Annotated in this window: 15 protein-coding genes and 1 pseudogene; 5 read left to right on the top strand and 11 right to left on the bottom strand. The window is 70.2% G+C overall.

Translation table 11 applies throughout. The features are described from left to right. Positions 1-73 precede the first annotated feature (73 nt). The 5 genes from ACYVKX_RS19120 to ACYVKX_RS19100 all read right to left on the bottom strand — a co-directional run bounded on the left by ACYVKX_RS19120 (position 74) and on the right by ACYVKX_RS19100 (position 4166). Entirely contained in the window at positions 74-277 is a 204-nt protein-coding gene (locus ACYVKX_RS19120; RefSeq protein ID WP_460835271.1) for a DinB family protein, read from the bottom strand. Positions 278-453: 176 nt separating this feature from the next. Then, entirely contained in the window at positions 454-1050 is a 597-nt protein-coding gene (locus ACYVKX_RS19115; RefSeq protein WP_460835270.1) for a cadmium resistance transporter, read from the bottom strand. Between the two features lie 196 nt (positions 1051-1246). Beyond that, positions 1247-1828, bottom strand: a complete 582-nt coding sequence (lspA, locus tag ACYVKX_RS19110) for a signal peptidase II (RefSeq protein ID WP_460835269.1) — start codon at positions 1826-1828, stop codon at positions 1247-1249. Beyond that, positions 1825-3798: a heavy metal translocating P-type ATPase gene (locus tag ACYVKX_RS19105; protein WP_460835268.1), complete on the bottom strand. Its 1974-nt coding sequence runs from the start codon at positions 3796-3798 to the stop codon at positions 1825-1827. The genes lspA and ACYVKX_RS19105 overlap by 4 nt, the downstream gene beginning before the upstream one ends. Further along, complete coding sequence (locus ACYVKX_RS19100; RefSeq protein WP_460835267.1) at positions 3795-4166, bottom strand: ArsR/SmtB family transcription factor; 372 nt, start codon at positions 4164-4166, stop codon at positions 3795-3797. Before ACYVKX_RS19100 ends, ACYVKX_RS19105 begins: the two co-directional genes overlap by 4 nt. A gap of 94 nt (positions 4167-4260) precedes the next feature. Here ACYVKX_RS19100 and ACYVKX_RS19095 point away from each other — a divergent pair, with 94 nt between their 5' ends. From ACYVKX_RS19095 to ACYVKX_RS19085, 3 genes are read left to right on the top strand one after another with little or no spacing between them, the layout of a single operon-like run. Continuing rightward, positions 4261-4872 (top strand): class I SAM-dependent methyltransferase, encoded by a 612-nt coding sequence (locus tag ACYVKX_RS19095; protein WP_460835266.1) that lies wholly within the window; start codon positions 4261-4263, stop codon positions 4870-4872. 52 nt (positions 4873-4924) lie between these two features. Next, on the top strand, positions 4925-5863 hold the full coding sequence (locus tag ACYVKX_RS19090; protein WP_460835272.1) for an ABC transporter ATP-binding protein: 939 nt from the start codon (positions 4925-4927) through the stop codon (positions 5861-5863). Further along, positions 5860-6168 carry a hypothetical protein gene (locus ACYVKX_RS19085; RefSeq protein ID WP_460835265.1) on the top strand — a complete coding sequence of 103 codons (309 nt, stop codon included), beginning with the start codon at positions 5860-5862 and terminating at the stop codon, positions 6166-6168. Before ACYVKX_RS19090 ends, ACYVKX_RS19085 begins: the two co-directional genes overlap by 4 nt. Here ACYVKX_RS19085 and ACYVKX_RS19080 read toward each other — a convergent pair. Next, positions 6146-6823 carry a hypothetical protein gene (locus tag ACYVKX_RS19080; protein ID WP_460835264.1) on the bottom strand — a complete coding sequence of 226 codons (678 nt, stop codon included), beginning with the start codon at positions 6821-6823 and terminating at the stop codon, positions 6146-6148. The genes ACYVKX_RS19085 and ACYVKX_RS19080 overlap by 23 nt on opposite strands. On the opposite strand from ACYVKX_RS19080, the gene ACYVKX_RS19075 reads away from it, so the two are divergent. After that, entirely contained in the window at positions 6822-7436 is a 615-nt protein-coding gene (locus ACYVKX_RS19075) for a hypothetical protein (protein ID WP_460835263.1), read from the top strand. The two genes, ACYVKX_RS19080 and ACYVKX_RS19075, sit on opposite strands and share 2 nt — an antisense overlap. 122 nt (positions 7437-7558) lie before the next feature. Beyond that, positions 7559-8293, top strand: a complete 735-nt coding sequence (locus ACYVKX_RS19070) for a DUF305 domain-containing protein (protein ID WP_460835262.1) — start codon at positions 7559-7561, stop codon at positions 8291-8293. 8 nt (positions 8294-8301) lie between these two features. Here the strand turns inward: ACYVKX_RS19070 and ACYVKX_RS19065 are convergent, their stop codons facing one another. From ACYVKX_RS19065 to ACYVKX_RS19045, 5 genes and pseudogenes are all read right to left on the bottom strand, one after another. Next, positions 8302-8505, bottom strand: coding sequence for a YgaP family membrane protein (locus tag ACYVKX_RS19065; RefSeq protein ID WP_460835261.1), 204 nt, complete (start codon positions 8503-8505; stop codon positions 8302-8304). Positions 8506-8713: 208 nt separating this feature from the next. Then, positions 8714-9106: a carboxymuconolactone decarboxylase family protein gene (locus tag ACYVKX_RS19060; RefSeq protein ID WP_460835260.1), complete on the bottom strand. Its 393-nt coding sequence runs from the start codon at positions 9104-9106 to the stop codon at positions 8714-8716. 11 nt (positions 9107-9117) lie between these two features. Then, the gene (locus ACYVKX_RS19055) at positions 9118-9618 is read right to left on the bottom strand and encodes an MMPL family transporter (RefSeq protein WP_460835259.1); all 501 of its coding nucleotides are present in this window, start codon (positions 9616-9618) and stop codon (positions 9118-9120) included. Between the two features lie 566 nt (positions 9619-10184). Continuing rightward, positions 10185-10505: pseudogene (locus ACYVKX_RS19050) on the bottom strand (MMPL family transporter); the annotation flags it as partial. Further along, a complete protein-coding gene (locus ACYVKX_RS19045; RefSeq protein ID WP_460835258.1) occupies positions 10426-11094 on the bottom strand; it encodes a DinB family protein in 669 nt (222 codons plus the stop codon). The pseudogene ACYVKX_RS19050 and the gene ACYVKX_RS19045, both read right to left, overlap by 80 nt. Positions 11095-11424: the final 330 nt, after the last annotated feature.

Below are 11424 nucleotides of genomic sequence, written 5' to 3'. Positions count from 1 at the left end.
CACTACGCGACTCTCAACCGAGAGCCGCAACCCGTATAGGACCGGCAAGGAACCTGGGGCGCTTCACCTTGCGTTACGACACGACCACGCTCAACTGCGAAGAGCCGCCAAACGCCATATGCCACAGCATCTGACCGTTGGTCCACCGAGTCCCGTTAGTGCGGCGACGAAGGTCGGCGGAAGTGGCGCTTACGACGAGGTGGTGGAAGTCTGCGCGCACTCGTTCCAATTCGCGGTGGATGCCTTGCCGGTCGGATCGCTGACCCTCGATGGGCATGAGGCAGTGTCACCCGGTTCCCACCATCGCGAAAGCACCCCCTCTTACACGCCGACTGCGGATGGCCACGTCGAACACGCCGGCGCGCCAGGGAGATGGGGCGACGACAGGGCTCGCGGGCCTTCCAGGCCGCTCGATCGCATGCACGGTGGCGGGCAGGATGCCTCGCCGGATGGTCAGAGGCCGAATGCGCCGCCCTCGATCAGGATGACGAGGCCGAGCACGATGAGGACGAGGGGGAACAAGATGTGCTCCCAACGCTCGAGCACGTTGGCGATCGGTTTGCGGGTGGCCACGAACTTAGCGGCAAGGACGAGGACTGGGACCAGCGCCAGGAAGACGACGCAGTAGGCGACGAGGGCGCCGGTGCCTACCGCGAGGAACACCGGTGTGTAGACACCGATGTTGTCTCCACCATTGGCGAAGGTGACCGCGGCCACGGTCAGGGCGCTGATCGGCTTGTCGGCGAGGCTGTCGTCGTCTTCGTCGCCGTTGCGCCACACCTGCCAGGCGGCGTATCCGCCCAGCAGCAGGGGGATGAGGCCGAAGTACGGGATGGCGTCGTCGGGTAGGAACAGGCCAGCTCCGAGGGTCACCGCGAGCGAGGCGAGGAGAATGCCACCGAATCCGAGGTACTGCCCTGCGACGATCCTCGCGGTCGTACCACGCTGCCCGGCTCCGCGGGCGAAGAAGAGCGACAGGACGATGATGTCGTCGATGTTGGTGACCAGGAACAGGCCAATCGCCTGCAGGGAGGAGCTGAGCAATCCCATGTCCATCATCCTTCGGCTGACTACTTCTCTTGGTGGCGTGGCGGGTGCCGGCTTGGGGTGCTCGACGTTCGATCTGCCTCCCGGGGCCCTGGTGCCCCGCTCGCACAGGCACCGAGAACGCGCTCGGCACTGCCATCACCAGGCCGCGATCGTGGGGAGCCGGCTGACAGTGGGCGCCGGTCATACGGTCCAGTCCTTAGGTCGCGCGCCGCTCCCGTGGCGCCTCTGACGAGCTTCTCGGGTTGTCAGCGACCGTCGAGGCGGACGGCTGGTCCGCAACCGACTCCGGGGTATCCGTCCTCCGCTCGGAGCGGGTATGCAGCAGGGCGATCACGACGAATCCGGTGACGAGGAAAGTGTCGGCGAGGTTGAAGGTGGGCCACCAGCCGGTGTGCAGGTAGTCGGTGACCACGCCGTCGCGGGCCCGGTCGACAACATTCGCGAGGGCGCCGCCGATCACGGCGCCGCCGGCGATCCGTTCGACCCGCCCGGCGTGCGGGGCTCTGCGCCACGCGTACACCATGATGGCGACGGCGATGGCCGCGGTGATGGCCACGATCACCCCGACGGGGAGTCGGTCGCCCATGCTGAACGCCACGCCGGAGTTGTAGGCCAGCCGCAGCTGGAGCAGGCCGAGGTCGACCGTGGAGTCGACGAGCCGGGACTCGGATGCTGCCTTGGCGGCCAGGTCGACCGCGGCCACCGTGGCTGCCGCCAGCACGACCGTGAGGCGGCCGGTTCGCGTCCGCGTCGAGGCCTTGGAGGGCCCGCGGCTCACCGGATCCCGGCTTCCGCGGGATCTGACACCGGGGCCGGGTGGGTGGCGGCCGGCGGGGGAGGCAGCGGGCGGGCGCGGCCGGCGCGGACGCCGTTACCGATCACGAAGATCTCGGCGATCTCGTGGACCAGGACCACGGCGGCGAGCCCGAGCACACCGAGGGCGGCGAGCGGGATCAAGATGGCGATCAGGCCGAGGGAGAGGCCGACGTTCTGCAGCATGATCGACCGTGCCCGGCGGGCGTGGGTCAGGGTGTGCGGCAGGTGGCGCAGGTCCTCACCCATCAGGGCGACGTCGGCGGTCTCGATGGCCACGTCGCTGCCCATTGCACCCATTGCGATGCCGACGTCGGCGGTGGCCAGGGCGGGCGCATCGTTCACGCCGTCGCCGACCATCGCTGTCGGACGAGTCTCGCGGAGCCGGTGAATGATGGCCGACTTGTCCTCGGGCCGAAGTTCGGCATGGACGTCGGTGATGCCGGCCTGGGCGGCCAGCGCGGTGGCAGTGCGTTCGTTGTCGCCGGTGAGCATGGCGACCTGGTAGCCGCCGGCGCGGAGCCGGGCGACCACCTCGGCGGCCTCGGGACGCAGGTCGTCGCGCACGGCGACGGCGCCGATCACAACTCCGTCGTACTCCACCAGCACCGCGGTGGCGCCAGCTTCCTGCATGGCGGTCACTGGCCCGGCGAGGTCGCCGGCGACGATCCAGCCCGGTCGCCCCAGGCGCGCCGGCCGGCCGTCGATGGTGCCGGTGAGGCCGGCGCCGGTGACGGCCTCGACATTCTCGGCGTCGCGGTGGTCAGGAGCGGCGGCGAGGATGGCGCGGGCCAGGGGGTGTTCGCTGCGGGATTCCAGGGCGGCGGCGATCTCGAGGACCTGCTCCCGGGTCTGGCCGGGTGCGGTGGCGACCTGGACCACGGCGGGCTGGTTGCGGGTGATGGTGCCGGTCTTGTCCAGGGCGACGGTCCGGATCCGGCCCAGGGCTTCGAGGGCGGCGCCGCCCTTGACCAGGGCGCCGATGCGGCTGGCGGCGCCGATGGCGGCGACCACGGTGACCGGCACCGAGATCGCCAGCGCGCACGGGGAGGCGGCGACCAGGACGACCAGGGCGCGTTCGATCCAGGTCGCGGGGTCGCCGAGCAGGCTGCCGGCGATGGCGATGATCGTGGCGAGGACCATGATCCCGGGCACCAGGGGCTGGGCGATCCGGTCGGCCAGTCGCTGGGCGTTGCCCTTGCGGGACTGCTCGGCCTCGACGATGGTGACGATACGGGCCAGGGAGTTGTCCTCGGCGGTGGTGGTGACCTCGACCTCGAGGACACCGGTGCCGTTGATCGAGCCGGCGTAGACGGTGTCGCCGATGCCGGCCTCGACCGGGACGGACTCGCCGGTGAGGGCGGAGACGTCCAGGGCGGTGCGGCCGGTGCGGATCACGCCATCGGTGGCGACCCGTTCCCCTGGCCGGACCAGGAGCAAGTCCCCGATCGCGAGCTCGGCGGGGGAGACGGTGACCTGGGCACCGTCGCGGAGGATGGTGGCCTCGGGCGGGACCAGGGAGAGCAGCGCGCGCAGGCCGTGGCGGGTGCGGGCCACGGCGTACTCCTCCAGGCCCTCACTGATGGAGTAGAGGAAGGCCAGAATGGCGGCCTCGGCGACCTCGCCGAGGATGACCGCGCCGACCGCGGCGATCGTCATCAGCGTGCCGACGCCGATCTTGCCCTTGGCAAGCCGCCTCAACGTGCCCGGCACGAACGTCCACGCGCCCAGCGCCAGCGCGACGGCGTTCAACCCGGTGACCACAGTGTCCGAGGCGTCGGTGAGATCCGCAATGAAGGCGGCCAGCAGGAGGACGCCGGCGGCCGCGGCGAACCTCAGTTCGCTGACCTGCCATAACCGCTCCGGCTCGCGCTCTTCCAGCTCGCTGCCGTCGCCGCGGGGCTCGTCGTCGCCGCAGCCACACGCCGTACTCATCGGATCTCCCTCTTGGCCGCCGACTCGGCGGTGGGGGTGCCGTAAGTGGGGCACAACGCCACCGCCTGCCCGGTCGCGGCCAGCAGGGTCTCTGCCGAAGCTAGCAGGTCCATCAGCTCCGGGCGGGTCAGTGAGTAGAACGACTGCCGGCCCACCGCCCGGTACTCGACCAGGCCGCATTCGCGCAGGCACCCGAGGTGCGCCGAGACCGTGGACTGGGCCAACCCGAGTCGGCGCTCCAGGTCCACCACCCGCGCCTCCCCGGAGGCCAACTGCCGCAGGATCGCCAAGCGCACCGGATCGGCCAGCCCACGGAACAGCGCGGTCGCGGGGGCCAACGTCTCCCGCTCCTCTTGCATCATCGTCATAGTCGGATGATAACCTACCGTCTAGATGAATCGTCAAACCCGGGTGCCATCCACGCTGGATGCTGAATCCGAGCAGGCGGGTGAGGAGTACGCGATGTTGATGAACCGGACCGAGACGTGGGTGGTCGACAACCCGGCCCGCAGAGCGCTGCAGCGCTGGTACGAGGCGCCCACCCTGCGCCGACTCGGCGGTTCGCTGCCGGCGGGATCCCGTGCCGTGGAGATCGGCTGTGGGTCGGGCCACGGCACCAGGCTGATCCTGGACTACTTCGGGGCTGGGCACGTCGACGCGGTCGACCTGGACCCCCACATGATTGGCAAGGCCGAGCGACGCCTGCGCCGCTACTCCGACCGGGCGCGGCTGGCCGTGGGCGATGCCACCGACCTGCACGCCGTTTTCGGTGCGGGCGAGGCGGCGTACGACGCCGCGTTCGACTTCGCGATCATCCACCACATCGAGGACTGGCGCACCGCGCTGGCCGAGATCGCCCGGGTGCTGCGCCCGGGCGGGGTCTTCTACTTCGAGGAGGTCACCGCCCACGCCCTGGCCCGGCCCAGCTACCGCGCCCTGTTCGACCATCCCGAAAACGACCGGTTCACCGCCGGGCAGTTCCTCGACGAACTGCCCCGCCACGGCCTGCAGCCCCTCGGCTCGGTCACCCGGATCCGTGGCGACTACCTGCTCGGCGCCGCCCGTCGCGCTTGAGCACAGGTGCCCGGTGTCCACGCACGGCAAGGCGATTGAAGGGAGAAGGCAGATGACGTCGACAACTGCGGAGGCAGTCATCGCGGTGGCCGGCCTGCGCAAGAGCTTCGGGCCGACTCGCGCGCTGGATGGCCTGGACCTGAGTGTCGGCGCTGGTGAGGTGCATGGTTTCTTGGGGCCCAACGGGGCCGGGAAGACCACCATGATCCGGATCCTGCTCGGCCTGATGCGTGCCGATGCCGGCTCGGCGCAACTGTTCGGCGGCGACCCCTGGCGCGACGCCACCCAGCTGCACCGCCGGATCGCCTACGTCCCCGGCGACGTCGCGCTGTGGCCCAGCCTGACCGGCGGTGAGGTGATCGACCTGCTCGGCCGGATGCGCGGCGGCCTGGACGGCAAGCGCCGCGACGAGCTGCTCGAGCGGTTCGACCTCGACCCGCGCAAGAAGGGCCGCGCCTACTCCAAGGGCAACCGGCAGAAGGTTCCGTTGGTCGCGGCCTTGGCGTCCGACGCCGAGCTGCTGCTGCTGGACGAGCCAACCTCCGGGCTCGATCCGTTGATGGAGGCTGAGTTCCGCCAGGTCATCGCCGAGGATCGGCAGGAACGAGGGCGGACGGTGCTGCTGTCCAGCCACATCCTGGGCGAGGTCGAGGCGCTGTGTGACCGGGTCACCATCATCCGCGCCGGCCAAGCGGTGGAGACCGGAACGCTCGCGCAGCTTCGGCACCTCACCCGCACGTCGGTCTCGGCCGAACTGACCGGACCGACGCAGAAACTCGGGGCGCTGCCCGGTGTCGAGGACGTCCAGGTTGACGGCACCCGGGTCCGGTTCGCGGTGGACAGCGCCGGGCTGCCTGGTGTGTTGAGCTTCCTCGGCGCGGCCGGGGTCCGCAGCGTCGTCTGCCAGCCGCCCACCCTGGAGGAGCTGTTCCTGCGCCACTACGAAGCCCAGCCCTCCGCCGCCCAAGCCGGACCCGGGCAGACCCGATGACCAGCTCGGTCGACTCCTGGGCCGACTCGGTGGTCGGCACCGGCGCCCTGGTCCGGCTGATCCTGCGTCGGGACCGCTGGCTGCTGTCGGCGTGGATCCTGCTCCTGGCCGGCTACCCGATCCTGGGCGTCGAGAACGCGTCGCCCGGCTACGTCGGGCTCGCCGAGAGCCCGGGGTTCCTGATGCTCTACGGGCCGTTGTACGGCGATAGCCGCGGCGCTCTGGCTACCTGGTCCTCGAGCGACCTGTTGTGGATGTATGGACTGGTGAGCCTGCTGATCGTCATTCGGCATACCCGCCGATGAGGAGGCCGGCCGGCGTGAGCTGCTCGGTGCCACCGTGGTCGGTCGGCAGGCCGGGCTGGTCGCGGCGCTGGCCGTGACAGGGGCCGGCAATCTGGTGCTGGCGCTGGTTGCCGCGGCCGGTGAGGTCGCCCAGGGGCTTCCCGCCGCCGGGTCGCTGGCCATGGGACTGAAGCTGGCCGCGGTCGGCTGCGCGTTCGCCGCCGTCGGGGCACTGGTCGCGCAGCTCACCGAGAGCGCCTCGGCCGCCCGGGGCATCGGCGGAGCCGTGCTCGGCGTCGCGTTCCTGGTCCGCGCCGTCGACGGTGGTCCGGGGTTGTCGTGGCTCTCCCCGCTCGGCCTGGCGAACGAGATCCGACCGTTCGCCGGGGAACGGTGGTGGATCCTCGCCCTCTTCGCCGCCCTGGTCGCCGCGCTCACCGCCGCGGCCGTGGCGCTTTCGGCGCGGCGTGACGTCGGTGCCGGGCTGGTGCGCCCCGGGCTCGGCCCGGCCCGGGCGGCCCCGTGGCTGCGCGGGCCATTCGCCCTGGCCTGGCGGCTCCAGTGGGGACCGCTGGTCGGCTGGGTGGCCGGGCTCGCCGTGATGGGTGGGGGTGTTCGCCGGGGCCGCCGAGAGCGCCGGGGAGGTGTTCGCCGACAGCGAGCAGCTCAGGGACATGTTCCAACGCCTCGGCGGACGGGCCGGGGCCAGCGACGTGTTCCTCGCCGGCATCTTCGGCATCCTGGGCGTCATCGCTGCCGGCTACGCCGTGCAGGCCGGGCTCCGGCTCCGGGCCGAAGAAGAACTGCTGCGCGCCGAGCCCGTCCTGGCAACCGCGACCGCCCGACTCCGCTGGATCGGCAGTCACCTCGCCTTCTCGCTGCTGGGTCCGGCGGCCGCGCTCGCGGCGGCCGGACTGATCGCGGGTCTGGTCTATGGGCTGACCATCGACGACGTGGGAGGGCAGGTCCCCCGGCTGTTCGCCGCGGCGTTGGCGCAACTGGTCGGCGCCTGGATCTTCACCGGAATCGTGGTTGCGCTGTTCGGCCTGGCGCCCCGGCTTGCACCCGCGGCCTGGGTCGCCTGGGTCGGGTTCCTCATCTTGGAGCTGACCGGCGCGCTCTTCCAGTCCCCCCAGGCCCTGCTCGATCTCTCCCCGTTCGCTCACCTGCCGGAGCTGCCCGGCGGACACCTCGAGACAGCGCCGCTGGTCTGGCTCCTCGGCATCGCTGCCGCACTCATCCTCGCCGGGCTGATCGGGTTCCAACGCCGCGACGTCGCCCGCACCTAGCCCACGAGTCAGCACGTCTGAGGACCTTGGACCCCTAGCCCGGGGGCGGATCTGCCCTACCGGAGTTGCCTGCTGTGCGGAACCGTGAGGTGAGGAACGTCCCCGAACACGAGGAGGCTGCCATGCGACGCCTGCCCGCCCTCGTCATCGCCCTGGTCGTGGTCGTGGTCGTGGCGAGCGTGACCGCGGTCGGCGCGATCGCCTGGGCGATCCAGGACGACGACGACTGGTCGGCGCGGATGGGGCCCGGGATGATGACTTCCGGCTCCGGCAGTACACCGGGTTGGTGGGACGACTCCTGGGGCTCGATGATGGGGATGATGGGTCGGGCCGGCGTGGCCAGCAAACCCGAGTACCTGGCCGAGATGGTCGCCCACCACCAGGAGGCGGTCGACGCCGCCGGTGAGCTGGCTCGCTCCGACCGGCCAGAGATGCGGGCCTTCGGTGAAGCGATCGTGCAGACCCAGTCCGCGCAGATCCAGCAGATGCAGGCCTGGCTCCGGGACTGGTACCCGGAGCAGTCCGCCGCCGTCGACTACCGGCCGATGATGCGCGACCTGTCCGGACTCTCCGGCGACCAGCTCGACCAGACGTTCCTGCAAGACATGGTCGGCCACCACATGATGGCGGTGATGACGTCCCAGCAGCTGCTGTGGCAAGGCACCGACCACGACCAGGTCGCCCAACTCGCGCGAAGCATCCGAGACGACCAGCACGCCGAGATCGTCCAGATGCAACGCTGGCTTGCACAGTGGTTCGACACCGACTGGCGCGGCGCCATGGGCTGCGGCGGGTGGTCGGGTCAGGCCTCGGGCTGGGGCATGGGCCCGGGGATGATGTGGGGATCCGGGCGCTGAGCCGCTCGTCAGTGGCACGCGCAGCCTCTGGGTACGCCGAGCCGGCGAGCGATGATCGCTGCGGGGCACCAGCCGGTGAGACTGGCCTGGAGCTGGTTGGCGCCGACGAAGCCGGCGAGCAGGAGCCACCATGGCGAGATCAGACCAGCGAGAATCGCGCTGGTGAGGGTGAGCGTGCCAGCCAGTGCGAGGACGACTCGGTCGATGTTCATGCGCTTCCTATTGTTTCAGCGGCCGAAGATTCGGCTGAGCCATCTGTCGTTGTTCGGGTCCTTGTGGCCGGTGCACCACTGGTCGGCCGGGACGAGTGCCCTGACCTGGGCGACGTGCTGGCCGCACCCGGCCCAGGTGGTCTTACCGCAGGCGCGGCAGCGTTTGGGGTGGCACATTCTCTGGGGCTCCGTTCAGCTCAGGTGCGGGTCAGGTGGTGGCTTCGCCGGCTTCGAGGGCGTCGGCGAACTCGCAGAAGGCCTGGTAGGCGCGGGCGCCGTGGATCGTTGCGGGACCGCCGTGCATCAGGAAGGTGACGCCGATGGCTTCGGCGGCCTCCTGGCGGGTGGCGCCGGCGCGGGCAGCGGCCTGGCCGTGGGAGGCGATGCACCCGTCGCAGCCCTCGACGACGCCGATCGCCAGGGCGATGAGCTCCTTGGTCTTCCGGTCGATTGCGCCGTCGGCGAATGCGGCCTGGCTGAGCTCGCCGAAGCCCTTGTAGACGTCTGGAATGGCCCGCCGAAGGTCCCGGTGCAGAGGGGCGAGCTCGCGGAGAACGGCCTTGCCGTGCGGCGAGCCGTGGTCGGTGGTGGCGATGGTCACGGGAGTTCCTCTCAGCCGTGGGAGAAGGTGATGCGGGGCAGGATCCGGCGCAGCCAGGCCGGAGTGGCCCAGGCGGCTCGGCCGGCCAGCCGCAGCATCACGGGCAGCAGGATGAGCCGGATCAGGAAGGCGTCGAGCAGGACGGCGATGCCGAGGATGACGCCCATCTCCTTGGGCGGCAGGGGCCCGGAGAGCGCGAAGGTGAAGAAGACCGCCACCATCACGCCGCCGGCGGCGAAGATCACTCGGCCCGAGTGGGCCACCGCCCCGACCATGGCCTCGTGTGGATCGCCCGACTTCTCCCAGTGCTCCTTGGCCGAGGCCAGTAGGAAGACGGTGTAGTCCATCGCGATGGCGAAGATCATCGCGAAGAAGAACACCGGCGCCCAGGCGTCGAGGAAGCCTTGGGGCTCGAAGCCGAGCAGGCCAGAGCCGTGGCCATCCTGGAAGACCAGCCGGGCCACGCCGAAGGCGGCCGCGGTGGAGAGCAGGCTGGCAAGCGTGCCGAACAACGAGATGAGCGGCGCCTGCAGTGCGATGAGGAGCAAGAACCCAACACCAGAACGACACCGATCACCAGCGGGGTGGACTCGTCGAGCTGGGTCTTGAGGTCGATGTTCTCCACGGCCGCACCACCGACCAGCGCCGAGGCCGGGAGGTCGGCGCGGAGACGCTCGATGGTGGCGGCGAGCTCGGGCTCGGAGGGATCGACGGTCAGCACTGCCTGGATGAGGCGGTGGTCGCTGCCGTCGGCGGCGGGCATGGCAGGCAGCACCGCACCGATCCCGGCGTCGTGGCTGAGGACGTTGACTGCGGTTAGCGTGTCAGCGCCGTCGACGACGATCTGGAGCATCCCCGGCGCTCCCGGACCGAAGGCGTCCTGGACCTGGTCGTATCCGATGCGCGCACTGGCGTCCTGGGGCAGCACCTTGATCGACGGCATCGCCGTCCTCAGGCCGAGGATCGGGGCAGCCAGAGCGAGGAGCACGATCAGCGAGCCAGCGCCCCACAGCACCGGGCGGCGCCAGAGCCGTTCGCCCCACGCCGCGAAGGCAGGGGAGCGATGCTCGCCGGCACGCACCCAGGGCAGTGAGAACTTGTTGATCCTCTCGTCGACCAGCACCAGCACCAGCGGCAGCAGAGTCAGTGTCGCGGCGAGGACGAAGACGACCGAGAGCATGATCCCACCGGCCATGGACCGGAACGACGGCGACGGCACCAGCATCACCGCAGACAGGGAGACCAGAACGGTGGCGCCCGAAAGCAGGACCGCCTTGCCGGCGGTGTCCATCGTCTCTGCGATCGCCTCCCGCGCGGACTCATGGTGGCCCATGCGTGCGGCGCGATAGCGGACCACCAGGAACAACGCGTAGTCGATGCCCAAGGCGAGTGAGAACATCATCGCGAAGTTCATCGCCCAGATCGAGACCGGCACCAGCTCGTTGATCAGCACCAGGGAACCGGCGGAGCTGGGCTCGGTGGAAGTCGTAGTGCTGGGCGCCGTACGCGTACACCTGCTCAAGGGTCATCGTGTCGCGGAAGAACGGGTCCCAGCCGACCGGGAAGTGCATCCGGCGAGTCAGCGCCTCCTCGCTCTCCGCGTCCATGCGGCTGTGAAGCAGGTCGATGGTGCGGTCGACGTGCCGGCTCAGGCGTGGCCCGTGGAACACCAGCGCGCCACCGACGCCGCCGAGGTAGTTGATGACGTGGAAGGGCCGTGTGGCGGCGTTCAGCACTGCGGCAAAGGAGCGGCTGAACGCGACGGGAACACGACCAAGGAGGCGTATCAGCGGCAACAGCCGACGCACGATGAGAAAGCCAAACGCCATGTGCCACAGCATCTGACCGTTGGTCCATCGGGTCCCGTTCGTGCGGCGACGCAGGTCAGCAGAGGTGGCGCGTGCGACGAGGTCGTGGAGGTCTGCGCGCACCCGCTCCAGCTCACGGTGAATGTCCTGCCGCCCGGTCTGCTGACCCTCGATGGCCATGATTCAGTGCCCCCCGCACTACCCGCCGCGGAAAATGCCCCTGGCTCATGCCAAGTGCGGGTGGCCACACCGTCCGTGGCTGCGCAGCACGGGCTGGTCGCCGTGACCACCAGTTCCGGACGGAAGGCAACCGGGCACCTGCCGCCGGTCGCCATCGCGAGCACCAGCCCAGCACCAACCCAAAGCTGTGCGCGCCCGGGGACGTCGCCGCCACCACTGGTCGCCGACGCTGTCGCGAGCGAGATCGATGGGGTGTTCGAGATCTAGGGAAGCACTGATCTTTGGGACAGTGCGGCCCGGCGTGTGGCGTGGCTGGTGGGATCGCGAAAT

This window comes from Nocardioides hungaricus, assembly GCF_054782915.1.
Note: the sequence above shows the minus strand (reverse complement) of the source record. Positions and strands in the feature narration are given on the sequence as shown.

What these genes read in the sequence shown, in the direction of transcription:
- ACYVKX_RS19120 (WP_460835271.1), bottom strand. Translation starts at nt 277, where the DNA reads ATGCCCATCGAGGGTCAGCGATCCGACCGGCAAGGCATCCACCGCGAA.
- ACYVKX_RS19115 (WP_460835270.1), bottom strand. Translation starts at nt 1,050, where the DNA reads ATGGGATTGCTCAGCTCCTCCCTGCAGGCGATTGGCCTGTTCCTGGTC.
- ACYVKX_RS19105 (WP_460835268.1), bottom strand. Translation starts at nt 3,798, where the DNA reads ATGAGTACGGCGTGTGGCTGCGGCGACGACGAGCCCCGCGGCGACGGC.
- ACYVKX_RS19100 (WP_460835267.1), bottom strand. Translation starts at nt 4,166, where the DNA reads ATGACGATGATGCAAGAGGAGCGGGAGACGTTGGCCCCCGCGACCGCG.
- ACYVKX_RS19095 (WP_460835266.1), top strand. Translation starts at nt 4,261, where the DNA reads ATGTTGATGAACCGGACCGAGACGTGGGTGGTCGACAACCCGGCCCGC.
- ACYVKX_RS19090 (WP_460835272.1), top strand. Translation starts at nt 4,925, where the DNA reads ATGACGTCGACAACTGCGGAGGCAGTCATCGCGGTGGCCGGCCTGCGC.
- ACYVKX_RS19085 (WP_460835265.1), top strand. Translation starts at nt 5,860, where the DNA reads ATGACCAGCTCGGTCGACTCCTGGGCCGACTCGGTGGTCGGCACCGGC.
- ACYVKX_RS19075 (WP_460835263.1), top strand. Translation starts at nt 6,822, where the DNA reads ATGTTCCAACGCCTCGGCGGACGGGCCGGGGCCAGCGACGTGTTCCTC.
- ACYVKX_RS19080 (WP_460835264.1), bottom strand. Translation starts at nt 6,823, where the DNA reads ATGTCCCTGAGCTGCTCGCTGTCGGCGAACACCTCCCCGGCGCTCTCG.
- ACYVKX_RS19070 (WP_460835262.1), top strand. Translation starts at nt 7,559, where the DNA reads ATGCGACGCCTGCCCGCCCTCGTCATCGCCCTGGTCGTGGTCGTGGTC.
- ACYVKX_RS19065 (WP_460835261.1), bottom strand. Translation starts at nt 8,505, where the DNA reads ATGAACATCGACCGAGTCGTCCTCGCACTGGCTGGCACGCTCACCCTC.
- ACYVKX_RS19045 (WP_460835258.1), bottom strand. Translation starts at nt 11,094, where the DNA reads ATGGCCATCGAGGGTCAGCAGACCGGGCGGCAGGACATTCACCGTGAG.